This is a genomic window from Chryseobacterium sp. 2987 (assembly GCF_031456375.1).
In the GTDB taxonomy this organism is placed as follows: Bacteria; Bacteroidota; Bacteroidia; order Flavobacteriales; family Weeksellaceae; genus Chryseobacterium; species Chryseobacterium vaccae.
This window is the reverse complement of record NZ_JAVDUN010000003.1, coordinates 472375-496378: the sequence shown is the minus strand read 5'-3', so window position 1 is coordinate 496378 and position 24004 is coordinate 472375. Positions and strand designations below refer to the sequence as shown.

Sequence of the window (24004 nt, the reverse complement as noted above, 5' to 3'; positions counted from 1 at the left end):
CCGGATTGTCTTTTTAAGGCTGCATTGACTTCCCTCTCCCTGCTTTCTTTCTGTTTATATGAATGGTTACGTTTTTTACCACCAAAGTCCTACTCCGAAAACCAGGGCTTTATCATTTTCAAAGCGGTTGTCTTTAAAGAAATTTCCAAAGTCTTTTTTCACGAAAATACTGAAGTCATTGTAGGAAACTGTGAACTGTCCGCCATAGATGAAAGGATTAACCTGATAATTTTCTCTTTCGCGCTGGCTGATCCCGTCTCCTTTGATGATGTTGTTGGTAGACATTTTCACTCCGCCATATACATTTGCCCCTATTTTTAATCCTTTGTGATAATCCCTGTACTGCACGTCCATCCCTGCATTTTTCAGCTTAGAGAAGTTATATTGTATTCCCAACGGCATCACGATGTATCCTGTTCTCAGTTTACTTTTGTCTAAACCTTTATCATAATTTGCCAGATAAACATCCGCATTTCCGTCTTTCGTAAAAAACATATTATTATCAATATTCAGTGTTCTCCAGGAAAATCCAATCCCCGAAATCAATCCCCATGCGCTGGTTCTGCTGAACTGGTAATTGAATTTAAGTCCAAATTCAAAGTTTCCGGCATAGCCTAAGTTTTTATCAAGACTATTATCCGCCTTATTGTTCGTAAGATTCATGATTCCGTATGAAATATATCCCCCGACATCTTTTGTAGGACGAAATTTCTTCAGAAGCTTTTCTTTTAATTCTTCTTTTGAAGTCACATCAGAATTCAAAAGTGAATATTTTACCTGTTTCTGGATAACCGTATCCAGATCAAAACCAAGGTCTTCGATTCTTTGATCTATTTTTTCTGAATAACGATCTGCAATAGCTGCTTTCTGTTTATCAAATTCAGACCTTTCAAGGTTTTTATTCTGAATTTCAAGCAGTTCTGCTTCCATATTCTTTTTTTCTTCCTGGATGATCGCATCTATTTTTCTGGCGTATTCATCTACTTTTTCCTTTACGATAGGACTTACTTCATTGTCTTCTTTTGACGGGAGGTTAAAGGTCAATGTCTTTTTTTGTGCATACACCGAGCCGGATAATAGGCACAGGAATCCCATCAGGATAAATTTCTTGATCATATTATTAATTTTTTATTGTTAAAAAAGGGTTATTTTCCGTTCAGATCTATTGAAGCAACGTTGCTTTCCTTGGTTTTCTGAATGATATCTTTATGCTCAACGGAAAAGAGCAGTGTAGAAGGATCCACATATCTTTTCTTTTTTCCCCGAACCTTTGAAGAATCTTCTGTTTTTGCTATAATTTTCTCTACAGGAATTTGCGGAACAGACGGAATAATCAAGGGGGCTTTTTCTTTTACAGAAAGCTTTTGTGTTTCTTCTGCCATTGCTTTTGAAGCAGGAATTTCTTTAATAATTTCAACAGATCTGTTATTTTCCTGAATGATATTTTGTTTTTGATCTGCCAAAGCAGGTTCTATGTCTTTATTTAGATTTACAGGGGTTTCTTTCCCTGATGCTTTCGGCTTTACCTCAACCATATTACTATTTACAGGGGGTTCTTTTTCGGTGTTAAAAAAGAGAACGAATCCTAAACCGAAAGCAAGAATCACACAGGCTGCTGCCAGAATCCAGTTCATCTTAAATTTTGAAGGGGTTGCTGCCGTCTGCATTTCAATCTCCGCCCAAAGATCTCTTGAAGGGGCAATCTCTCTTTCCTCGATCTGCTTTTTGATGCGTTGGTCTAAATTATCTCTGAGTGTGTTCATTTTTCATTGTTTTTTGTTGTTGAAGATAAAGTGCTCTTAACTTCTCTTTGGCGCGAAACAACTGGGTTTTGCTTACTGAAACAGAAATCTTCAGCGTCTCGGAAATTTCCTGATGTGAAAATCCTTCCAGAACATATAAGTTAAAAACCATTCTGTAGGCATCCGGAAGCTGGTCTAAAAGGTCCTGGGCATTGAAATCGAAGACTGGATCTTCGTTGTGGGTTTCAACCAGAACTGCAGGGTTTACATCATCAATATAAAAAACCGTTTTGTGGCTTTTGATAAAATTGAGGCATTCATTCACCACAATTCTTCTCGCCCAGCCCTCAAGATTTCCATCTCCCCGAAAAGTTTCAATATGCTTAAAGATTTTGCAGAAAGCTTTGATTACACAATCTTCTGCCTGATACAAATCACTGACATAGCTTTTGGCCGTACTCAGAAATTTCTTTACGTTCTGCTCATAAAAAACTTTCTGAGCAGCCGGGTCCTGTCTTTTCAGGCGGCTTAGCAAATCTTCTTTTTTATTTCCGAACAAAAGCTTCATGATTAATCTGTTTCTATTATAAAGACAACGAAAGTTTAAAAAGGTTACACAAAAAAAATATTTTTTTTGAAAAAAGGTAAAAGGGTAATAAAAAAGACAGAAATAACTTCTGCCTGTATTCTGATTATCCTGAAAAATCATCCAGCATATTTCTGGTAGGAACAAAGAAAAGGGTTCCTGTAATTGCTGTACTGAAATCCAGTATCCTGTCATAGTTCCCCGGAGGATCTCCAATGAACATATTGGTCAACATTCTTTTGGTAGTACTGAATGTACTTGCATAGGAAATAAAATAAGTTCCGAATTCATTGGAAGAAGGGCTTCCAAATGGCATATTATCTCTTACAATCTTCAGTTCTTCTCCATTTTCACCTTCAATATTAGCCAGAGCAATATGTGAATTGGAAGGTTTTACATCATCGGACATTTCAATATCGTTTTCTTTGGATCTTCCGATCACTTTTTCCTGCTCCTGTGTGGAAAGGCTTTTCCAGGCATCCATATTGTGAATGTATTTCTGAACAAAAAGATAGCTTCCGCCTTTATACTGAAGATCTTCATCTCCTACTTTGGCAAAAAAGTCCCTGTCATCACCATGCGGATTTTCCGTACCATCTACAAACCCCAGAATAGAGCGGGCGTCCCAATATTTAAACCCGTGAATTTCCAGAATGCTTTCCGCAACGGAACTGAGAAGTTTTGAGATCTCAATCGCCATATCAAAGATCAGGCTTTTATTATCTGCCCTCAAATGAAAATGAAGATCCCCCGGCGTGGAAACCGCGGTATGCTTTATTCCTTTTATTTCTTCAAAAACAGCCAGTTCTTTAGGAAGCGGTGTAGGAAGTTCCAGCTTTTTCCAGGCTTCAGCACCTATTCCCATGACACAGCTTACTCTGCTGTCCGGAAACCTGTTGAAACCAGAATTATTAAGATTGAGAACCAAAGCACAGAGCTGTTGAAAAACATCTTTCAGCTGCAGGCTGTCGTGAAGTTTCCAGACCATAAAAATGGTATTACTGTTAGGGTAATCCGTAACATTTTGCGATTCTATTCCCATGTTTTCCTTTATATTTTTTTAAGCTTGACTTAAATTTAAGAAAATTATCAAAACTTAAGTGCACTTCTATTCATAAAGTATTCAACTTAAAACGCCCACAGCATTAAATCTTTTGTGCCCCTAGTAGTTGGAATAATTCTTTGCCACGGATGCAAGAATTTATCAGTGTATCCGTGGCAATAAAACTTTTGTACCTGTTGTGGTTAAAAAAGGGTTCCCACAGATCTCACAAATTTCACAGATCTTTATGGATATTTTTATATTCTTGCGGATCAGGCAGATTACTCAGATTTTAATAAACTTGATGAATACAATTTAAACAGGTTCCTGGGCTGCTGCTGGAGATGAAACCTGGTCTGCAAAGTATTGTTCCAGGTCTTTCAGGGTTTCCGGATTGGTTCTAATGTCTTTTACAAGCTGGCCTTTATTCACCACCACAATTCTATTGCAAACTTCAGTCGTATGGGAAAGATCGTGGCTGGATATCAGGAAAGTAACCCCGTCCTGCTTTGATAATTCTTTGATCAGATTTTTAAGTTTGATCTGGGTAGACGGATCCAGGTTGGCAAATGGCTCATCCAGAATGATGATTTCAGGATTTCCGATGATAGCGCCTACAATTCCTACTTTTTTCTGGTTTCCTTTAGACAGGTCCCGCACATATTTTCCAGACTTTAAAATTTCGCCATTGAAAAGGTCATGAAATTGTTTCAGAAACTCGTCTACCGTTGCTTTATTCTGCCCTCTTAATTCACCGATAAAGTAAAAATATTCTTCAGGGGTAAGGTACCCGATTAAAAATGTATCGTCTACAAATGCTGAAACCTTGCTTTTCCATGCTTCAGATTCATTCACTTTAATCCCGTCAATACTTACAAAGCCTGTTGATGCCTGAATAAGATCAAGCATAAGGCTGAAAAGGGTTGTTTTTCCGGCTCCGTTGTTTCCTACAAGGCCGAAAGTTTCTCCATTAGGAATTTCCAGATTCTCTATGTTAAGAACAGTTGCTGTTCCGTATGTTTTGGATAAATTATTTATAGTAATCATTGTATTAACCTTTATTTTTGAATGCGTCTATTGTACTGTATTTTTCTCTTTTATAATGCTTTACGATAATATCGAAGATCTTTTCTCTGATCAGAAAGCCAATCAATCCCAAAACCGCAATACTTATTACGGCTCCTGTCATCCCAAAAATGTATTTTGACAATGCGAAAACCGCCATAGGAAGAAGCATCTTAGGAATCAGAAGAAGTAAAGCCTTAATGTTAAAGCTATTTTTCTGTCCAAATCTCTTTTCTTTTGAGTTAAGGTCGATCTGGGTTTTGTTAAATGCACCCGACCAAAGCGTAAACTGGGAATTAACCCCGATATTATAAATCCCTGCTGCTAAAAAAGTCACATAAATTTCCCAGCCGAAATATACATAAGCCAGAGCAAGAATCACTGAAGCTGCAGTCACAATATTCATCAGCCACCATTTTGCTTTTAAATATTCTTTGTAAGGAACATTCAGGGTCATCATCAGCGGATAATAAGAGCTGTCAAAAGCAGGAACACGCTGTCCGAAAAGAAACTGAAATCCTCCTGTTACAAACAGTCCCATAAACATCATCATCGCTGGGGTTTTATACAATGGTGATGAAAACATAAGCATTCCGTAGAAAAGAAAGAGAAAACTGCCCAGAAGGATTCCTTTGGTCACTTTATTCCTTTTCAGCATTTTAATATCATTATTGATGAAGGTTCCTATCACCCCATACTTATTGAGGAAAGCGATATTTTCTGTTCTTCCGACTTCTTTTTTAGCCTCAAGCCCCTGATCCAGATAAAATACTTTACGCACATGGTTGAAACTTATTTTCCATAAAGCAGAAAACAGGATTACCGCAATGACCAAAAAGTAAGGTTTATCGTAAAAACTGTAGAAGAACTTTTCAGAATAGGAAAGCACCGGAATAATATTGTAATAAGCCATCCCTCCCACTGCCAGAAAGATACATCCTATAATAATGGCAATGGTTTCTTTATCATTGAAAAGGATATTGATAAAGTTGTTCAGATAAAACAACAGAGATATCCCGATAAACCAGGTTAAAATACCAACAAAGCTGTATCCGTTAAACAAAGCAATCCCGCAAAATGTAACAAAAAACAAAGAATTTAACCAGCTGAATGCTGAAAGAAACGTTTTCGTCAGCATATAATTGACGAGGGTATTCTTAGGAATATTGAGGGTAAGGAACGGCTTGATGTTCTGGGTAGGCATTTCCTGCCATATGTACTTCATGATCAGGTCTACCGCCCATGCTGCTATCAGAAACCGGGAAACCACTTTCAAAGGATCCTGATGTATTTCTTCCTGTATATAGAAGAAAGCAATAAAAGCACCGCCTGCCAGACAGGCCATAAAATAAGCAATCCCGATAAACCGCAGGATCTTCATTGCAAGATTCACTCCTACAGAAGTACCACGGAAAAAGCTTTTAATCTCCAGCTTGAGGAATTTTAGAAACATATCTTAGTTTTTATACATTAGTAAAGATAATGTAAGATATGTTACAGAATTTTTCAGCCAATCAATTCTTTTGCCTGTGCCAATGCAGCATCCGTAATCTTACTTCCGGAAAGCAGCTGTGCAATTTCGTTCAGTTTTTCTTCATCGCTTAAAGGAACAATGGTAGATTGGGTTTTCCCGGCAATGTCCTGTTTCAGAACTTTATAGTTATTGTTTCCTTTGGCAGCAACCTGAGCCAGGTGGGAGATAACGATAAGCTGCATATCTCCTGACATATCGCGCATCAGGTTTCCAATCTCTTCGGCCACTTTTCCGGAAACCCCGGTATCAATTTCATCAAGAATAAGGGTAGGAAGTTCATCACTTTCCGCAATGATTTTTTTGACAGCCAGCATCACTCTTGATCTTTCTCCTCCTGAAATAGCGGTCTGGATTGGTTTTAAAGGGAATCCTGAATTGGCCTGGAACAATAACTGAATGCCTTCTTTTCCAAACAGGTTAAATTCCGGTACATCTTTCAGATCAATATCTACTCTGGCTTTTTCAAGACCTAATTTTTTAAGAAGCCCTTCTGCTTTTGAGATAAAGACAGGAACGGATTTCTTTCTGTTTTTAGACAGCTTTTCAGCCAGAGACTGAAGTGTTTTTTCTTTTTTGGAAATATTCTCTTCTATTTCTTCAATGGCTGCTTCCAGTTCTGAAGCGCCTTTCTGCTCTCCCGCCAGCTGGTCTCTCAGTTCAATCAGCTCATTAAGATCTGAAACGTTATGCTTAAGCAGTAAGGCGTTGATTTTATTATTAAGTTCAGTTAGAAAGGCCAGGTTTTCAGGATTAATCTCTATTCTTTCCGCTTCATGTTCAAGCTCGGAGATGATATCTTTCAATTCTACGAAGGAAGTTTCCAGCCTTTCATTTAATTCTGAAAAGCTTCCTGAAACTTCAGCAATCCTGGACAGCTTATTTTTAGCTTCATTAAAGAAGGAAAGAATTCCCACTTCTTCCTGATGGAATCTGGAAAGAATCTGCCCGATATTTTCAGAGATCATTCCTGCATTTTCCTGAATAGAAAGCTGGTTCTGCATATCTTCATAATCTACATCATCCAGCTTCAGTTCTTCCAGTTCATTGAGCAGAAATGTTTTATAATCACTTTCCTTTCTGTTTTCCAGAAGCTGAGTCTGGAGTTTTTTTAACTGAGTTTTAAGGCTCAGGAAATCTGAAAATACATTCTGATATTCTTCAATTAACGTTTTATTTTCAGAAAGTCCGTCGATAATCTTAAACTGGTATTCAGGAGTGAATAAGTTGGAGGTTTCAAACTGAGAATGAATATCAATCAGCTGCGAAGACAATTCTTTAAGGATATCAAGAGTAACCGGAACATCATTGATGAAGGCTCTTGATTTTCCTGAAGGAAGTATTTCCCGTCTGATAATTGTCTGATGTTCATAATCCAGGTCATTTTCTATGAAGAATTTTTTGAACTGATTATTTAAAGCGAATTCAGTTTCCACAATACTTTTTTCTTCCGTGCTGGCAATAGACTTCACATCTGCTCTTTCACCAAGAATAAGTCTAAGAGCTCCTAAGATAATAGATTTTCCTGCTCCGGTTTCTCCGGTGATTACCTGAAGACCGTTATGCAATGATACATCAAGGGTATCAATCAGGGCAAAATTTTTAATGTAAATTCTTGAAAGCATGGATAATCCGCGTTTTTATCAGAGGTTAATATGGATTGTAAAAATAAGTTTTTTTAGCGAAAGCAGAAACGGCAGACATCGATTAAATATGAGACTTATACTTTTGAAATTTCAGTTAGCAGTTCATAGAAATCTTGGTACTGATATTCGAATGTTTCAGCATCTTCGTGATCCCAGCGAACTACAGCGTTATGATGGTGCGTATCAAAACACAATAATCCCCAGTCACTGTATAGGGCAAACGGAATATATCCTTTATCAAAAAGAAATTCTCTGGGGTAGGTATCTAACATCATTTCACGAAGAGAGGCTCTCCATACATTAATTGGATGTGGGCAAAAAGAAATCTCTGAGATCTGAAGCTCGTAAAAATGTTTATGTTTCAGGAACTTTTTAAAATCTTCGGGGAAAACAAATCCGGTTTCTGCTTCAAGTTCCTGAAGTTCAGTATCGGTTACCGTACTTTTAACGGGAAGCCAGAATTTCCATTCCTCATCAGGCTGATCCGGGGCAAGTAGCTTCTTCAATATCGCACGGAAGCTGATTGGCTTCATTTTCTACCCAGGAATTAAGGGTTCTGTCAACAATTTCTTCAATCGTTTCTTTTACCATATCTTAATTCTTCCATTTGCTCCATTTATTCTCTGTATATTTTGGAGAAAGAGTCATCATCAGCTGCTTAAGATCATTCATCACAATTCCACCATTGTTTCCGGAATTGAAAATATTGAAGATCTCATCACTTTTATTGTCGATGAACAAATTGAAAAAATAGGCCTGCTGGAAAGAGTTTTCATATATTTTCAACTGCATAAGTGCATCGAAGATTACTTTTTTCGCTGTGGTCTGATCCTGATTGAACAGATTATCTAACCCGGCACGGTGATAGCTGTACATCGCAGAACGCAGCTGGCTCCAGTTTGGATTGATAATTTCGTTGATCAGAATGGTACGGCTTCTAGGTTCATTAATGGTATTCCAGCCTTCGTAATTCCTGTTCTGGGAATTCTGAGCGATCTGCTGTGCTTTTGAGAACCATGGTGAACCGCCCATAGACTGGAAGCTGTCAGCATCATACCCTAAGATCAGATATACATAGAAACTGACTACATCAATCAGGTTTTTTCCTGAAAACTGTCTTTCGTTAAAAACAAGATTCTCATTTTCAACATATTCAAAAGCAAATCTCTGATCCTGAAGATTAACGAGTGGTGACTCATATGAAGTATTGTAAACCGGACGTACCGCCTGAATGACAATGCTGCCTTTATATCTGTTTCCGTCCTTCTCAGCAATAACGATGGCAAAGTTGCACTTTACTTTTTCAAAGTTCTGAAGCTTTTTACCGGTCCAGCTTGTATTATTAACGAAATCCCTGAGACTTTTCTCCAGAGCTTTATAGGCCTGCTGGTTACTTCCTCCCAGCTGCTGGGAGTTAACCTGCACATTGGCAAGCAATTCCTGGGAAAAACTAAGTTGATATATAAAAAGCAGGAAAAATAAGCTTATGATTTTTTTCATTATCTATTAAAAATTGAGAACGGAAATTTATTAAAATTATTTTAAAAGTTGAGCCTCAACGAAATCCAGAATATCTCCGGCAACTTCATCTTTTGATTTAAGGTTAAATTCTTTCTTTTCCGTTTTGGTAAATATTTTAATTTTATTGGTATCGTTTTTAAAGCCTGCTCCTTCGTCACGCAAAGAGTTCAGCACGATCATATCCAGGTTTTTCTTTTCCAGCTTTCCTTTGGCGTTTTCTTCTTCATTCTGGGTTTCCAGGGCAAAGCCTACTAAAAACTGGCGGGTCTTTTTCTCACCCATTGTTTTAAGAATATCGGGATTTTTAACCAGTTCAATCGTCAGGTTCTCATCATTCTTTTTAATTTTCTCTTTAGCAATTTCTTTCGGGGCATAATCTGCAACAGCAGCGCTGGCAATCCCAATATCTACACCTTCATAAAATTCAAAAACTTTGGTCAGCATTTCTTTTGCCGAGGTCACTCTATGTAAATCAATGGCTGCATCATGGGTAACCAGTGAGCTTGGTCCTGAGATCAGAATGACCTTTGCTCCCCGTTTTGAGGCTTCTTCTGCTAAGGAAAAGCCCATTTTCCCGGACGAATGATTTCCGATGAATCTCACCGGATCAATGGCTTCATAGGTTGGCCCTGCGGTAATAAGCACTGTTTTTCCTTCAAGGCTTTTGGTTTTCCCCGAAGAAGCAAAAAAGTTTTCAACGGTATTTCCAATAGTTTCCGGCTCTGCCATTCTTCCCTGTCCTACCAATCCGCTGGCCAGTTCCCCACTTTCCGCAGGAATAATTTTATGACCATAGCTTTCTGCCAACTCAAGATTTTTTATAGTGGAAGGATGTGCATACATATCAAGATCCATAGCCGGAGCAATGAATACCGGGCATTTCGCAGACATGTAAGTCGCAATAACCAGATTATCACACATTCCGTGGATCATTTTTGAGAGGGTATTGGCGGTACACGGCGCCACGATCATCACATCCGCCCATAAAGCGAGCTCCACATGGCTGTTCCAGTTTCCGTTATCACCGTAAAAATCGGAATAAACAGGTTTTTTGGAAAGGGTGGAAAGGCTCAGCTTGGTTACAAAATGCTCTGCATCGGGAGTCATGATCACCTGAACTTCAGCCCCTTTTTTTATAAAGTCCCTGATCAGGAAATGGATTTTATAGGCCGCAATTCCTCCAGAAACAGCGATAAGTATCTTTTTACCGGAAATACTCATTTAGTTTTAATTTTTTGAATCACTAAATTACTTATTTTTTCGCACAAAGACGGTTTATCCAACGACAAAGGTCATAAAAGAACTGAATTCCCTTATGACCTTCATATATAAAAAACACAAATGACTATTTTCTGTCTTCTGTCTTTCTGAAATAGATATCTTCGTTTAACCACTCTTCAATAGCAATTGAAGTCGGCTTTGGAAGTTTTTCGTAATGCTTGGAGATCTCAATCTGCTCTCTGTTTTCGAAAACTTCTTCCAATGTGGAATTGTGAACAGCAAACTCATCAAGTTTATTGTGAAGTTCCGTACGGATCTCCGCATTGATCTGCTCTGCTCTCTTTCCCATGATAACAATAGCTTCATAGATTGAACCTACTTTATCTTCAATCTTATCTTTATCGTAAGTAATAGTATTTACTTCTGCTTTTGTATCTTTTACACTCATTTTGAGAAAATTATTTTATTTTAAGATGGCAAATTTACGAATTATCTTTGAATTTTGAAAGTCGCTGCCGGCGGAGGGGTCTGAAGTGCCGCACTGTCCCTCTGGATCTGCATTGCTTTCTTTTCATTGCTGATCTGATCTTTGATCTGCTGGTCGGTTTTATTCTTTGCAGCCAGCTTTTCAGCTTCTCTTTTCTGTTTTTCTGTCATTGCTGCAATTCTCGCTTCAGTCTGTTTTTTAACAACAACGAAATTCTGTTTTTCTTTTTCCAGCTTTCCTCTCAGGTCTACTGCTGTTTTGGAATATTCTGTATTAGGAAGTTCTTTTTCTACCATTTTAGTGTAAGAAAGGGCACTTTCAATACGTTCATCCTTAAGGTCATAAATAGATTTTGTTGCCAGTTCATAACGGGACTTCATGATATAATCATAAATCTTCGGACGAAGTTTTGTACTTGGGAAATCTTCCAGAACATTATCCAAAGCTACGTTAGCCGCTTTATAGTCACCCATTTTGAAATACTGTCTTGCATTTTCATAGGCTTTGAACTCTAATTTATAAGACAGTTCATCAATAAGCTGGCCTATATTTTTAGATCTTTCTGAGTTAGGATAATTATTCAGGAAATCCTGTAATTCATTGATTGCTGTTTCGGTAGTAGACTGATCCAGGTTATAATCCATAGAACCTTCATAGTAACATAAAGCAGACATATAGGAAGCTTCTTCCGCTCTCGGATCTTTAGAAAAGTTTACGGCAAAGTTCTTAAACTGATGTCCTGCCAGTTTGTAGTTCTCATCGTAATAGTTGGCATAAGCGGTATTGAAACCTACATTAGGAAAATCATCCGTTCCTGCCACAAGGTTGGTAAGTCTGTCGTAAAGGGCTAATGCATTCTTCCACTTCTTTTTAGCAAAGTTTTCATTAGCTGCTTTTAAGATAAAATTCTTGTCAGCACTTCTCATGGCTCTTTCCTGCTGGCTTACGCATGATGAAACCACTGCTACTGCAAAAAGGCCTAAAATATATTTTTTCATATAAAAAATTCAACAGTTTTCGGATTACACAGCCGATTTACTAATTTGCAAAAATATAACTTTTTTGCCAATAGATTTTTTTTTATGAATATTTAACGTAATTTTAGTCTGCAGCGTATCCTAAAATTGCAAAAACACTGAGTAAAAGATTCATTCTTACTTTTTTCTCTGCTTCTTTGGCATAGGCTTCTTCGTTTTTGCTGGGCACATAAAGTTCATAGAAGTTTTTGTTGCGGATAACAAATAATGTGGAGCCGATAATCATCGTAAGAATGTCTTCGGGCTTTGGGGTAAATGTAAAAACTCCTGAAGCAACTCCTTTTTTGATCACCTCATCCAGTTTTTTTACAAAAAGCTGATAGAAGTCCAGTAATTCGTCTTTCAAATTATCGGTATGCCTTAGCTCCTGGGTTACAAAACCATGGAAATAGTTGTATTTGAACAGTTGGGAAACAATATACTTGATCATCTCACGCATCTGCATCTCAGGTTTTCCTTCTTTGATGGTATCTGCAAATTCAGAAAAATTTTCTCTGGTTTTCAATACTCTGTACTGATAGAGATAAGACATCATTTTTTCTTTGGAACCGAAATAATAGGAAATCATCGCTACATTGATGTTTGCCTTGGAACAGATGTCTCTTACAGAAGTTCCCTCGTATCCTTTTTTTGCGATCAGTTCCTCGGCAATGTCAAGTATGTGGATCTGTTTTTCTGTAAATTTTTTTCTCATTGAGATGCACTTTGAGTAAAGTTAAGAAATTTTTAACAGATTTATAAACGTTCGTTTAATAATTTTAAATTAATTTTCTGGATAATTGTATTTTTGGGAATGGATTTTTTTGATTTTCATCACCATAAGAAAAATATTACGTACGGGATCTATAATCTGGACCTTGGTATAACTCCCAGGAGTCATCTTTATTCAGCAGGGATTCACCCTAAGGATATTGATGCGGATTTTATGGAAGATCAATTCAGATGGCTGGCATCCTCGATTTCTGAAAACTGTTTTGCCATAGGAGAATGTGGACTGGATTCTATCGTTCCGGTTCCTCAAAAAATTCAGGAGAAAGTATTTCTAAGGCAGATTTATTTATCCAATGAGGTCAAAAAACCGCTTATTATTCATTGTGTAAGAAAATTTTACGAGGTGATTTCTTTTAAAAAAAAGGCTGAGCAGGCGATGATCATTCATGGTTTTAATAAAAAGAGAGCAATTGCGGAAGATCTGCTGGCCAGGAATTTTTATCTGAGTTTTGGAAAAGCTGTTTTGTATCAATTATCTTTGCAGGATATTTTAAAGGCAGTTCCTTTAAATCAACTCTTTTTAGAGACTGACAATGATGATTTTAGTATTGAAGAACTGTATCATAAGGTCTCTGAAATAAAGGGAATTTCACTGGAAACGCTGAATGAACAAATTTTAGAAAATTTATACACAATAAAAAATGGATAAATACTGGCTGGAAAGAACGGAGCTTCTGATCAAAGAAGCAGGATTGGAAAAACTGAATAAAGCCAATGTTCTGGTTGTAGGATTGGGAGGTGTAGGATCTTTTGCTGCAGAATTTCTGGTGAGAGCCGGAATCGGAAATATGACAGCCGTAGACGGCGATACCGTAGATATTACCAATATCAACAGACAGCTTCCTGCTCTTCATTCTACGGTAGGAATGCATAAAGTAGATGTGGTTGCTGAGAGACTGCTGGACATCAATCCTCAGCTTAACCTGATCAAGATTAACGAATTTCTTAATCCTGAAAGAATGGATGAAGTGCTGGATTCGGGCAAGTTTGATTATGTTCTTGACTGTATTGACAGTGTTACGCCCAAATTATGTCTGATTAAAGCCGCCAGAAAAAGAAAGATCAAGCTCGTCAGTTCTATGGGAGCCGGTGGAAAAATTGACCCGAGTAAAGTAATGGTAAGGGATATCAGCAAAACGCAGAACTGTTATCTTGCCAGACAGATAAGAAAGAGACTGAAAAAAGAGAAAATCAATAAAGGGTTCAGATGCGTCTTCTCTAATGAACTTCAACAGGAGGAAAGCCTGAAAATGACGGACGGAAGCAATTTTAAAAGATCTTTTTATGGTACCATCAGCTTTATTCCGGCTATCTTTGGTTTATATGCAGCCGCCGAGGTCATCAACTATTTAGTGAAACAAGATTAATGCAGCAATTTAACTATCCCAAAACAGAAAAGCTCAAAAAGAATACTGAGATTTCTTTACTTTTTGACAAAGGTAAATGGAGAAGCTGCGGCCCACTCAGAATCATCATTCTGAAAGATAAACCCGGACAGCCGGTGGAAAGTACGCGAGTAGGTGTTTCTGTTTCTAAAAGGTATTTTAAAAAAGCAGTGCATCGAAATCGTATAAAGCGCCTTTTAAGAGAATGTTATCGTCTGAATAAGGATTTATTCAAAAGTTCTTTCGGCGAAAAAACAATTGCCATGTTGTTTTGGGCTTCTTCGGAAATGCCTCCGAAATTTCAGGATGTTCAGGCGGAATTTATCAAACTGTGTCAGATGCAGAAGAAGTCTTAATTGGCTGTGAAATACTGAAAGGCTAAACACAAAAGATCCGTGGCATGTGTGGGAAATTATTTTTTAACCACAACAGACACAAAAGTTTTTACACTTTAGTTATATATAAGTTTAATGCTTTTTTGTGTAGAAGTTCACAAAAGTTTTTAAAAACTACGATTTTTATTATTCATTAGATTAAAAATCTGCGTAATCTGCCTGATCCGAGAGAATATAAAAACAATTGCCACCGATGCACAAATGAAAATCTAATACTTTAACTTTACTCATAGAAGCACATTTAAGTTAAAAAAATCTGTGTGAGAATAAAAAAGCTTCGGGGATAAAGAAGCCTTTCTGCATGATCATAAGCCAGCCATTCCAATGTTTATTTCTTTACAATAAAAACAGATTAGTACAATTTATGCTCCGGTTTTTGTAACTTTAGGGAAAACAATAAATCTGAAAATTAATATGTTAGACAACATTCCCTATTTTTCTTATGTTCTCAGTGCGTTTATCGGCATTGGTCTTGCAGCGGCAACAGGTTTCAGAGTATTTCTCCCGATGTTTGCCGTAAGTCTTGCCTCATACCTTCACTGGATTCCCATGAATGAGAGTTTTGAGTGGCTTTCCGGTCTTCCTGCCCTAATTACAACCGGCATTGCTACCATTGCTGAGATTTTAACTTATTATATTCCGTTTGTAGATCATTTGCTAGATACCATATCAGTTCCGATGGCTACGGTAGCCGGATCGATATTATTTGCCAGCCAGTTTGCAGATTTGGGGACATTTCCGCAGTGGGCGCTTGCATTAATTGCAGGAGGTGGGACAGCAGCAACCATCAGTTCGGGCTTTGCCGGAATCCGGGCAGCTTCTACAGCGACAACGGGCGGACTGGGAAATTCTGTTGTGGGAACTACTGAAACGGCAGGGGCAGGTATTATGTCTGTATTGGCCATGGCCGCTCCTTTTGTTGCCGCAGTTTGTGCTGTAATTCTTATTATTCTGGTTGTTGTTTATGGCCGAAAAGCATGGCGGAAACTACGGAAAACGAGTATAGAACCTTAGCTAGAGCATTTCAGGTCTGATGAAGGATCATCTTTGGTAATTAACAGCCTGATTCTTTCTGCATCTTCCGATAACTTCAGTTGGCAATAGTAGGTAAACAACTTGCTTAAAAGCCTATTGTTATGATCGGGAATCAGTTTTTCATACTTTTTCAGAGCATTGAGGGCTTCTTTTTTTCTGTTGAGCATAAGAAGATATGCTGCAGATCTTAGAAATAATACTGTTTTTTCCGAAGGAGCTAAAAATGTATCTCCGTTATCATTTTTAGCGGTTTCAAAGATCTTTGCCGGGTCTGTATTGTCAAAGTCTCTTCCTATTTTATTAATTTCTGACAGAGCCTTTTCATTCTGATTTGTCATGATGAATATCTGAATTTTCAGATTCTTATAGGCTATAGCATCGAAATCGGATACATTTTTGTTTTTCTCTGCTGTACGAATGATATTCAGAGCTTCGGGGTATTTTTTCAATGAGAATAAAACCTGAGCTTTATTAAAAAGAGCCAATGAGTTATCCGGATCTGAAGCCAACACTTTGCTGTAAATATTTAAAGCGTCCAAGGTTTTTCCTTCCGAGGTCAGGTCAGCCGCCCGGTTCAGCATTTCATCATGATTTTCCTGAATGGTCTTTTTCCCGGTGAGATATTCTGTAATCAACGGAATAAACTCTTTTGTCATTTCCTGATAATACGTGAGGTATTCTGCATCACTTGGGGAACGAGGCTTTCCACCTGATAGAAATTTATCAAAAAACTGAGCTGTTATTTCAACATCAAAGTTTCCTTTATTATAAACCGCTACGACGGAAATGGAAAAGTTACAGTATTTATCTTTTGTTTTATTAATCTTATCAAAAAATGCAGAACCTTTTATTTCTTTAAAAGAATTAAAAGATGATCCTGTTGATTCCCACCCTCGGCTTAACAGGGACTTTGCCTGTGGCATTTCATTTAATCTGGTGATTACAGCTTCCTTACTCAAATGTTTTACGGGAAGTATTGTTGTATATTTAAGCGTGCTGACAGGGAATTCTTCATCAAGCCTGACCTGGGCAGACGAAAAGGAGATAAAACTCAGCAGAAAAATACACACCAAGCGTATGCTCATCTATTTACCGCTTTTACTGTCGTTAACTTCCTTGATTTTAGCATCAAAGTATTCTGCTTTTTCAGGATGCTTTTTCTTTAAAATTCCAAATGCTTTAATGGCTTTGCTGTACAGTTTCTGTTCAAAGTAAAGATTGGCCAGTGTTTCTGTCATCAGATGGGAAATATCATCATTTCTTTCTTTGACAACATAAGAGCTTTCTTCTTTCAGCTGACTGATTCTTGGATTATTTTCGATGAATGTTTCGATTGCTTTTTCTTTGATCACCGTTTTTTCCTTTTCAACGTCTTCAGTTCTGTCGATTTTCAGCCAGCTCTGCCATGTATTGATAAAACCGGGAACATTACTGTCAATAACTGCCTGGGCAGGCTGTTCCGGTTCTATATTTTGTGCCGTTTCTTCTTTTTCAGTTTCATTTTTAGCTTCACCACCAGACCAGCTTGAAATATCTGAGCCGAAGAACGAAACGCTCATTACCGGAGCTTCTTCCTCCTGCGAAGTTGTTTCATTGCTTTCTTCTTCATTTTCCGCTGTTTCTAAAGCCTCTTCTGTATCTTCCTGAACAGTTTCTGTCTCTGTAACTGAGCTTTCAGCTACGATTTCTTCCTGTTCTTCTTTAACGGCCTGAACAGGTTCCGGCGGCGTTATATCCTCAGTTTTAACTTCTGGAGAAGCGGCTTCTTTGGAAATCAGAGAATCAGGAACATGAGTATTTACACTCATAGGTTTCCACGCTGTATTGACTTCATGCGTTGTTTCAGGTTCTTTTGTTTCTTCCTCGGGAATCTCTTCTGATTGTTCAGGTTCCTGGTTTTCAGCAATATTTTCTGCAGCGGTTTCTTCTTTTAATTTAGGTTCATCACTTCCTGTTGACCAGAAATGGAAATTCTGGGTTTCAGCAAAACTAATCTCATGATCTTCCGCTTCGGGTTCTTCTACTATATTTTCTGCTGCAGGTTTCGTTTCCTTCATCTTCTTTTCAACCTCCTCAATCAGACGTCTCATTTCTTCCTCGTGCTTATTGATTGATGGCTTAACAACAGCTTCTGCAGTCAGCATTTCTTCTGTATTCGCAGCCTGAATCTTCACATCAGACATGAAGGACTCTGTCCCATGGAAACTTATTTCAGCATCATCCGCCTGCTCTGTTTCAGATGGAGCTTCTTCTGCAATATTATTTTCTTTCTGACCAGCTTCCGGAGATAAACGTTCTACCTCATGGAAACTGATATCATTGTCTTCAGTGATTTCTTCTACTTCTTCTTCCGAAGACTGTTCTTCACTGATGATTTCCTCAGGTGTAAATTCTGCACTCGCTTCTGCTTCTTCAACTGCTTCTTCCTGTTCTTCAGAAATTGTTTCTTTTGCCTCTGAGTTAACTTCGTCATCAACAATTTCTTCCAAACGCTCAATTTCATGAAAGCTCTGATGATCTTTCTGGGCAATCTCTTCTTGTTCTGTTGGATCTGAAAGCTGGTCTTCGTTCACAATTTCTTCAGGGGTAAACTCAGTATCTGCATCCGGAGTTATACCGGCGTCTGACTTTTCGTTTTCCTGCTGAACTGTTTCCTGAATAAGGCTTACAGGCTTGGAAACAAATTCCGTCTTCTGGGTTACCAGCGTTCCGGATTCCAGGGTGGATTCAAGATCTATCGTTTCTGCATGCTCTTCATTCAGGAAGTTTTCTTCACCTTCAAACAGAATTCTGTTTCTTTCTCCGTTCACATAGATATGTGTAACTTCCTGGGGAATGTTCAGCATACAGGCAGCTATTTCGTCCTGCTTTTCTTCCGTTTTTGCAACAGTCTCCTCTCTTTTAATAGGAAAAGCTTTGTCTTTATACCCGAAGCGTGCAGGTTTTGCAGCCGGTTTTACAGCCTGCTTCTCTTCAGCCGTTTCAACGGGTCTGGATTCCGGACGGATTTTACCATTGATGAGCTGATAAAGGATTTTTTTATCTGTGGTATACGCAGCAGTTGTGGAGAGCTCTTTCTGATAATTTTCCTGATCATAAAGGTGAACTCCATATAAATGTAGTGCCCTGATGTTTTGAACATATGGAAAGGCATGAATTTCTTCTTTCAAAAGATTTAGATCTTCTGACTGAATATTTTTCGGATTCTTTAATAATTCTAAAACTCTGGGATTCATCTTACCAATTCGCTACAATATCGTTAAATATCTTGTTAATAATTCTGTCTGTCACTATCTTTACCTGAGAGGCTTCAATCTCGCTCTGGGTCAGGTTACTGTTAAATACGGCTTCGTCTGTATAGGCTCTGTCAAAGCTTAGCTCCGAATGCAATTTATTTTCATAATGTACTTTTACGGTAATCGTCAGTTTACTCTGTGCCTGCTGAACGACACCTCCCGAAGGATTTTGCTGTGTATTTGAGCTGATTGTAGTAGGCGAGAAACCATAATCTGAAATTTCACCTTCTACCAGAATATCCGGATTTGATTTGGTTCCTTTTAATGTAGTCCTCTGCAGAAACCTGTTCTGGATATCTGTAGAAAACTGCTGGGAAAGGGTTGGGTTCACCAGTGATGCATTGTTTGGAAATTCACTGATCTGAATTGTTTTTTCGTCTGTCAGGGAAGATAAAGATCCTCCTGTAAACGAATAACACTGCTGAAACAGCGAAAGAATGACAAATCCAAATATTATTTTTAATTTACTCATACTGTTTTTTGATTTGAGCTTCCTAGAATATTTTTAAAGGAAGCATATTTAATACAGATCCCAAGAGGTATTGTAAATAAAAGACCAATTCCGCATACAATAGCTCCTAACTGAGAAATAATTCCTACCACAATAGTGAACAGGAAAATCATAAAGAAGTTTCTTCTGGCCAATTTCCAGGAAATTGAAAAAGCTTCTCTTACACTGCTGATTCTATACAGCGAAATTAAAGGCTGTACAAAATACATCGATATTGATACTACAAAAAGCAGAACAATAACGAGCAGAAACCAGATTCCCATTCCTCCTGCAAATAAAGCCGCACCGGTATCAGATAGCTGCCCATCCGACGCAGAAGCTGCAAACAGAATAGGAAGCAGCGATAACTGAATCGGAATCATAATGATAAATAATATGACAAAAAGAAGGAGGAACAGTTTCAGATAGGTCACAAAATCTGTAAAGTCAAAAATATCTCCTGCCTGTACTTTCTGCCCTTCATCTACTTTTCTGCATATTTTATAAAAATTTCCTAACGCCATCACTCCTAAAAAAGGGATAAGGCTAATAAAAAAAAGGAGTAAGGTTGCTACTATAAATCCGCCAATATCTTTTTTAAAAAGATCTACACCTTCAGATATGAATTTTCCTATATTCATCTCATATCCATTGGTGGCCGTTACATCAAAATTCTTCATTTTTCTTGTTTTTATTTTAGTCTTCCAGGTTATATTGTTTTATTTTTCTGTATAATGTTCTTTGTGAAATCCCCAGTTCATCTGCGGCTCTGTTCCTGCGCCCTTTATGCTTCTCCAATGCTTTGATAATCAAATCTTTTTCATTATTCTGAAGGGACAGGGATTCTGGTCTGTTTTCTTCTACTTCAATATCCTCAATATCTTCATAGCTGTCTTCAGGAGCTGAAATAATAGACGGAGTCTGCACCACCGGGGTTTTATCCTCAAAATACAGTAGGGAATTATTATTTACAGGAGCCTGCTGAGTTTCCGCGGCATAAATTCTATTGATCAGGTTTTTCTCCTGATTGCTCAGATCACCTGTACCTCTGTTCTTGATGAGTTCCGAAGTTAAGGATTTTAAATCATTAATATCATTCCTCATATCGAAGAGAATTTTATACATAATTTCTCGCTCGCTTCCGAAATCGTTCTGCTTTTGGGCGGTCTGGTTATTCACAACCATCGGAAGGTGGGTTTCCATCGGAATATATTCAGCCAGTTTTTCTACCGTGACATTTCTGTTTCTTTCCACTACAGTCATCTGTTCTACCAGATTTCTCAATTGGCGGACATTTCCGGGAAAGGAATAATTATCGATATAATGAACTGCTGCAGGATCTAACTCCAATTCCGGCATTCTGTATTTTTCTGCAAAATCAATGGCAAATTTCCTGAACAGCAGATGAATATCTCCTTTTCTTTCTCTTAAAGGAGGCATGTCGATCTGTACGGTATTTAAACGGTAAAACAAGTCTTCACGGAATCTCCCGTCCTGGATGGCCTTCATCATATTGACATTGGTAGCAGCCACTATTCTTACGTTGGTTTTTTGTACCTGTGACGAACCTACTTTCATAAATTCACCGCTTTCAAGGACCCTTAAAAGACGGACCTGTGTCTGCAGTGGAAGCTCTCCTACCTCATCCAGAAAGATGGTACCGCCGTCTGCCACTTCAAAATATCCTTTTCTGGTAGCCGTGGCTCCGGTAAATGCTCCTTTTTCGTGTCCGAATAATTCGGAATCTATGGTTCCCTCTGGAATGGCACCACAGTTAACCACAATGTAGGGCTGGTGTTTTCTTTTTGATTCTGAATGAATGATTTTAGGAATAAACTCTTTTCCTACCCCGCTTTCCCCGATCACCAGCACGGAAATATCCGTAGGGGCTACCTGGATTGCTTTTTCCAAAGCCCTGTTCAATGCAGGATAGTTTCCTATAATTCCAAAGCGGTTTTTTATATTTTGTAACTCGTTGCTCATAAGTAAATGTTTGATTATTGATTTAATTCGGGCTTACAACGCTTCAATCTGCGTTCTGTAAACTTTGTTGAAATGATGGGTATAGGGATCTTTCATGATCTTCCCTTCATCATACGTTTTTAATGCTAACGTCTTTAAATCCAGATAATCTTTGTTTCTAATCTTAGAAACTTTACTTTTAAAGTATATATTCTCAGCAAAGTCGTATGCTTTGCTTTGTTTTTCGAAGTTTTTTAAAGCCAGATCATATTGTCCCAGCTGAAAATAGGTAACTCCCAACTGGTAATGGTCATACAGGCCTTTGAAATAGTTTTTGGAAGCCAGAAGTTTTTCAATGATATCGACAGCTTTTCCTTTCTGACCTAAAGCACTGTAAGACAATGCTCTTACAATATCTAAATGATAGTCGCCGTTTTGTGATCGTCCCAGATCTTCAGGGTAATATTTTTTCAGTTCTTCAAGATCCTGAATGGCGCCGTTATAATCCCTCAGAAACTCAAACCTGCACCATCCTCTGTATCCAAGATGTCTTTTCGGGTCTAAAGCAACGGCTTTATTAATGAGTATCCTCCAGGTGATAAAATCCCCGTTTTTAAGATAGGGAACGGATTTCTCCATATAGGCATGAGAAAAATCCGGACATAACTCAATGGCTTTATCAAACCCTTCCTGGGATGCACTGGAACCTTGTCTGTCGGAAGCCCAGTTGTATAACTCACAAGCTTTTTTGCAATCCTCTCCCTCTACTGCATTACAGTTAACCTGTGCAATAGTATTGGTGTAAACGATAAGTAACAAAAAGCTAAGGTAATACCTCTGAAACTTTTCCATTTTCAATTTTATAGGTTAAATACTGGTAGTAATCTACTTTAAAACCTTCTATTTCTTTAGGCTGCCATCCGTCCAGCGATCTGGTGAACTGCAGCAGTTTTTTTTCCAGTTCCGGATCAAAATCAGAGTTTTCCAGATCCGAATTCATATGCTGTACTCTGAACAGTCCTGTTTTTCCTTCACAATTTACTAAAAATCTGACCGTAATATAGCCGTTGGTCTTCTTTTCAGAATGAATATTTTGTCTATTCAGTTTTTCAATAATGGCAATCTTCTCTCCCTTATAATCAAATTCTTTAGCTCCGTGATAATACTGAAAGCTGAAGGGTCTGTCTTTTCCTTTTCCGCATTTTTTCAGATCCGTATCATCCAGATTCTTATCAAATTCAATATCTCCAACAGTATTAGGATATTGTCCCGCTGCTTTTTCTGTCTGACACGACATCAGAATGAAAGAAAATAGGGCAAAGAAAGAGACTGCTTTGATCAAAATCTGAAATTATTCCCCTATTCTCCCTAAAAGTGTGCCCTGTGTATTGTCATAAACAAAAACATCCACAATGTCGCCAATTTTCTGCCCTTCCTGTTTATCGAATACACAGACTGCATTCTGTGAGTTTCTTCCTTTCCACTGATCTTTGTTCTTTTTGGAAATTCCTTCGATCAGAATCTGGTGTGTTCTTCCCACGTAGGATTTCATACGATTTCTGGAAAGTTCACCCTGAAGCGCAATCACCTCAGCCAGACGTCTCTGCTTCACATCTGCAGGAATATTGTCTTCCATTTTTTTGTGTGCAGGTGTTCCGGGTCTTTCTGAATAAGCAAACATATAACCATAGTCATATTCCACTTCCTTCATCAGGCTTAGGGTATCCTGGTGATCTTCTTCGGATTCATTGCAGAATCCAACGATCATATCCTGGGAAAATGCAATGTCCGGAACAATTTCTTTGGCCTGCTTAATCAGATCCAGATATTCTTCACGGGTATGCTGTCTGTTCATGGCCTGAAGCATGTTATTACTTCCACTCTGTACCGGAAGGTGAACATATCGGCATATATTTTCATGCTTTGCAATCATTCTGAACACGTCAAGGCTCATATCCTGAGGATTGGAAGTAGAGAATCGTATTCTCATTTCAGGAACCGCTTTAGCTACTAAATCAAGCAGTTGCGCAAAGTTGACGGCTGTTGCCTTCTGCATTTCCGAAGCTTTGGCAAAATCTTTTTTAGGACCGCCTCCATACCATAAATAAGAGTCTACATTCTGCCCTAAAAGGGTAATTTCTTTATATCCGTTTTCTGCGAGATTTTTACATTCTTCAATGATAGAATGCGGATCTCGGCTTCTTTCTCGTCCCCTGGTAAACGGAACCACGCAGAAGGTACACATGTTATCGCAGCCTCTGGTAATGGTTACAAATGCAGCCACACCGTTTCCGCCTAAACGAACCGGATTAATATCTGCATAGGTTTCTTCTTTGGAAAGGATTACATTGATGGCGTCTCTCCCGTCTTCTGTTTCCTGTAAAAGGTTAGGAAGATCTCTGTAAGCATCTGGTCCTACAACAAGGTCAACCAGCTGTTCTTCTTCCAGAAATTTAGTCTTCAGCCTTTCAGCCATGCAACCCAAAACACCGACGGTCATATTCGGTTTTTCTTTCTTCAGGTTTTTGAACTGGGAAAGACGCATTCTTACAGTCTGTTCCGCTTTTTCACGGATAGAGCATGTATTCAGAAGGATAAGATCTGCTTCTTCTACTTTCAGAGTGGTATTGTATCCCTGTTCGTTTAGAATAGAAGCCACGATTTCAGAGTCAGAGAAGTTCATCTGGCAGCCATAGCTTTCTAAAAACAGTTTTTTAGAATTTTCCGGTCTTTCAGCAATAGCAAAAGCTTCTCCCTGCTTTGTTTCGTCTATATATTTTTCCTGCACGGTA

At 38.3% G+C, this 24004-nt stretch carries 25 protein-coding genes; 4 read left to right on the top strand and 21 right to left on the bottom strand.

The window, feature by feature from the left end; genetic code table 11:
* Nucleotides 1-75 precede the first annotated feature (75 nt).
* The 13 genes from J2Y40_RS11905 to J2Y40_RS11845 form a co-directional block, all read right to left on the bottom strand.
* On the bottom strand, nucleotides 76-1116 hold the full coding sequence (locus J2Y40_RS11905; protein ID WP_153396462.1) for an outer membrane beta-barrel protein: 1041 nt from the start codon (nucleotides 1114-1116) through the stop codon (nucleotides 76-78).
* 29 nt (nucleotides 1117-1145) lie between these two features.
* Nucleotides 1146-1763 carry a hypothetical protein gene (locus J2Y40_RS11900; RefSeq protein ID WP_309999128.1) on the bottom strand — a complete coding sequence of 206 codons (618 nt, stop codon included), beginning with the start codon at nucleotides 1761-1763 and terminating at the stop codon, nucleotides 1146-1148.
* Entirely contained in the window at nucleotides 1744-2310 is a 567-nt protein-coding gene (locus J2Y40_RS11895) for an RNA polymerase sigma factor (protein WP_153396466.1), read from the bottom strand. The genes J2Y40_RS11900 and J2Y40_RS11895 overlap by 20 nt, the downstream gene beginning before the upstream one ends.
* Nucleotides 2311-2434: 124 nt before the next feature.
* Nucleotides 2435-3370, bottom strand: coding sequence for a Dyp-type peroxidase (locus J2Y40_RS11890; RefSeq protein ID WP_309999127.1), 936 nt, complete (start codon nucleotides 3368-3370; stop codon nucleotides 2435-2437).
* Nucleotides 3371-3685: 315 nt separating this feature from the next.
* On the bottom strand, nucleotides 3686-4417 hold the full coding sequence (locus J2Y40_RS11885) for an ABC transporter ATP-binding protein (RefSeq protein WP_153396470.1): 732 nt from the start codon (nucleotides 4415-4417) through the stop codon (nucleotides 3686-3688).
* Nucleotides 4418-4421: 4 nt separating this feature from the next.
* Nucleotides 4422-5888 carry a DUF5687 family protein gene (locus J2Y40_RS11880; protein WP_153396472.1) on the bottom strand — a complete coding sequence of 489 codons (1467 nt, stop codon included), beginning with the start codon at nucleotides 5886-5888 and terminating at the stop codon, nucleotides 4422-4424.
* Nucleotides 5889-5941: 53 nt separating this feature from the next.
* Entirely contained in the window at nucleotides 5942-7591 is a 1650-nt protein-coding gene (locus J2Y40_RS11875; protein WP_309999125.1) for a DNA repair protein RecN, read from the bottom strand.
* A 95-nt stretch (nucleotides 7592-7686) separates the two neighbouring features.
* On the bottom strand, nucleotides 7687-8145 hold the full coding sequence (locus J2Y40_RS11870; RefSeq protein WP_309999123.1) for an SMI1/KNR4 family protein: 459 nt from the start codon (nucleotides 8143-8145) through the stop codon (nucleotides 7687-7689).
* A 61-nt stretch (nucleotides 8146-8206) separates the two neighbouring features.
* Nucleotides 8207-9112: a DUF4835 family protein gene (locus J2Y40_RS11865; protein WP_309999121.1), complete on the bottom strand. Its 906-nt coding sequence runs from the start codon at nucleotides 9110-9112 to the stop codon at nucleotides 8207-8209.
* Nucleotides 9113-9148: 36 nt separating this feature from the next.
* Nucleotides 9149-10354, bottom strand: coding sequence for a bifunctional phosphopantothenoylcysteine decarboxylase/phosphopantothenate--cysteine ligase CoaBC (coaBC, locus tag J2Y40_RS11860; RefSeq protein ID WP_309999119.1), 1206 nt, complete (start codon nucleotides 10352-10354; stop codon nucleotides 9149-9151).
* A gap of 124 nt (nucleotides 10355-10478) precedes the next feature.
* Nucleotides 10479-10802 (bottom strand): DNA-directed RNA polymerase subunit omega, encoded by a 324-nt coding sequence (locus tag J2Y40_RS11855; RefSeq protein WP_027372958.1) that lies wholly within the window; start codon nucleotides 10800-10802, stop codon nucleotides 10479-10481.
* A gap of 41 nt (nucleotides 10803-10843) precedes the next feature.
* Complete coding sequence (locus J2Y40_RS11850) at nucleotides 10844-11839, bottom strand: outer membrane protein assembly factor BamD (protein WP_153396481.1); 996 nt, start codon at nucleotides 11837-11839, stop codon at nucleotides 10844-10846.
* Between the two features lie 103 nt (nucleotides 11840-11942).
* A complete protein-coding gene (locus J2Y40_RS11845; RefSeq protein WP_153396483.1) occupies nucleotides 11943-12572 on the bottom strand; it encodes a TetR/AcrR family transcriptional regulator in 630 nt (209 codons plus the stop codon).
* Nucleotides 12573-12671: 99 nt separating this feature from the next.
* Here J2Y40_RS11845 and J2Y40_RS11840 point away from each other — a divergent pair, with 99 nt between their 5' ends.
* From J2Y40_RS11840 to J2Y40_RS11825, 4 genes are all read left to right on the top strand, one after another.
* Nucleotides 12672-13298, top strand: a complete 627-nt coding sequence (locus J2Y40_RS11840) for a TatD family hydrolase (RefSeq protein WP_309999114.1) — start codon at nucleotides 12672-12674, stop codon at nucleotides 13296-13298.
* Nucleotides 13291-14016: a ThiF family adenylyltransferase gene (locus J2Y40_RS11835; protein ID WP_153396487.1), complete on the top strand. Its 726-nt coding sequence runs from the start codon at nucleotides 13291-13293 to the stop codon at nucleotides 14014-14016. Before J2Y40_RS11840 ends, J2Y40_RS11835 begins: the two co-directional genes overlap by 8 nt.
* On the top strand, nucleotides 14016-14390 hold the full coding sequence (gene rnpA / locus J2Y40_RS11830) for a ribonuclease P protein component (protein ID WP_153396489.1): 375 nt from the start codon (nucleotides 14016-14018) through the stop codon (nucleotides 14388-14390). Before J2Y40_RS11835 ends, rnpA begins: the two co-directional genes overlap by 1 nt.
* Nucleotides 14391-14843: 453 nt before the next feature.
* On the top strand, nucleotides 14844-15443 hold the full coding sequence (locus J2Y40_RS11825) for a DUF4126 domain-containing protein (RefSeq protein WP_309999111.1): 600 nt from the start codon (nucleotides 14844-14846) through the stop codon (nucleotides 15441-15443).
* Here the strand turns inward: J2Y40_RS11825 and J2Y40_RS11820 are convergent.
* From J2Y40_RS11820 to miaB, 8 genes are read right to left on the bottom strand one after another with little or no spacing between them, the layout of a single operon-like run.
* Complete coding sequence (locus J2Y40_RS11820; protein ID WP_153396493.1) at nucleotides 15440-16549, bottom strand: M48 family metallopeptidase; 1110 nt, start codon at nucleotides 16547-16549, stop codon at nucleotides 15440-15442. The genes J2Y40_RS11825 and J2Y40_RS11820 overlap by 4 nt on opposite strands.
* A complete protein-coding gene (locus tag J2Y40_RS11815) occupies nucleotides 16550-18700 on the bottom strand; it encodes a hypothetical protein (protein WP_309999109.1) in 2151 nt (716 codons plus the stop codon).
* A gap of 1 nt (nucleotide 18701) precedes the next feature.
* Nucleotides 18702-19232: an LptE family protein gene (locus J2Y40_RS11810; RefSeq protein ID WP_153396497.1), complete on the bottom strand. Its 531-nt coding sequence runs from the start codon at nucleotides 19230-19232 to the stop codon at nucleotides 18702-18704.
* Complete coding sequence (locus J2Y40_RS11805; protein ID WP_309999108.1) at nucleotides 19229-19930, bottom strand: DUF4013 domain-containing protein; 702 nt, start codon at nucleotides 19928-19930, stop codon at nucleotides 19229-19231. Before J2Y40_RS11805 ends, J2Y40_RS11810 begins: the two co-directional genes overlap by 4 nt.
* A gap of 16 nt (nucleotides 19931-19946) precedes the next feature.
* A complete protein-coding gene (locus tag J2Y40_RS11800; RefSeq protein WP_309999104.1) occupies nucleotides 19947-21233 on the bottom strand; it encodes a sigma-54 dependent transcriptional regulator in 1287 nt (428 codons plus the stop codon).
* Between the two features lie 33 nt (nucleotides 21234-21266).
* The gene (locus J2Y40_RS11795) at nucleotides 21267-22064 is read right to left on the bottom strand and encodes a tetratricopeptide repeat protein (protein WP_153396503.1); all 798 of its coding nucleotides are present in this window, start codon (nucleotides 22062-22064) and stop codon (nucleotides 21267-21269) included.
* Nucleotides 22036-22554 carry a hypothetical protein gene (locus J2Y40_RS11790; protein WP_153396505.1) on the bottom strand — a complete coding sequence of 173 codons (519 nt, stop codon included), beginning with the start codon at nucleotides 22552-22554 and terminating at the stop codon, nucleotides 22036-22038. The genes J2Y40_RS11795 and J2Y40_RS11790 overlap by 29 nt, the downstream gene beginning before the upstream one ends.
* 9 nt (nucleotides 22555-22563) lie before the next feature.
* Nucleotides 22564-24000: a tRNA (N6-isopentenyl adenosine(37)-C2)-methylthiotransferase MiaB gene (gene miaB, locus J2Y40_RS11785; RefSeq protein WP_153396507.1), complete on the bottom strand. Its 1437-nt coding sequence runs from the start codon at nucleotides 23998-24000 to the stop codon at nucleotides 22564-22566.
* Nucleotides 24001-24004 lie beyond the last annotated feature (4 nt).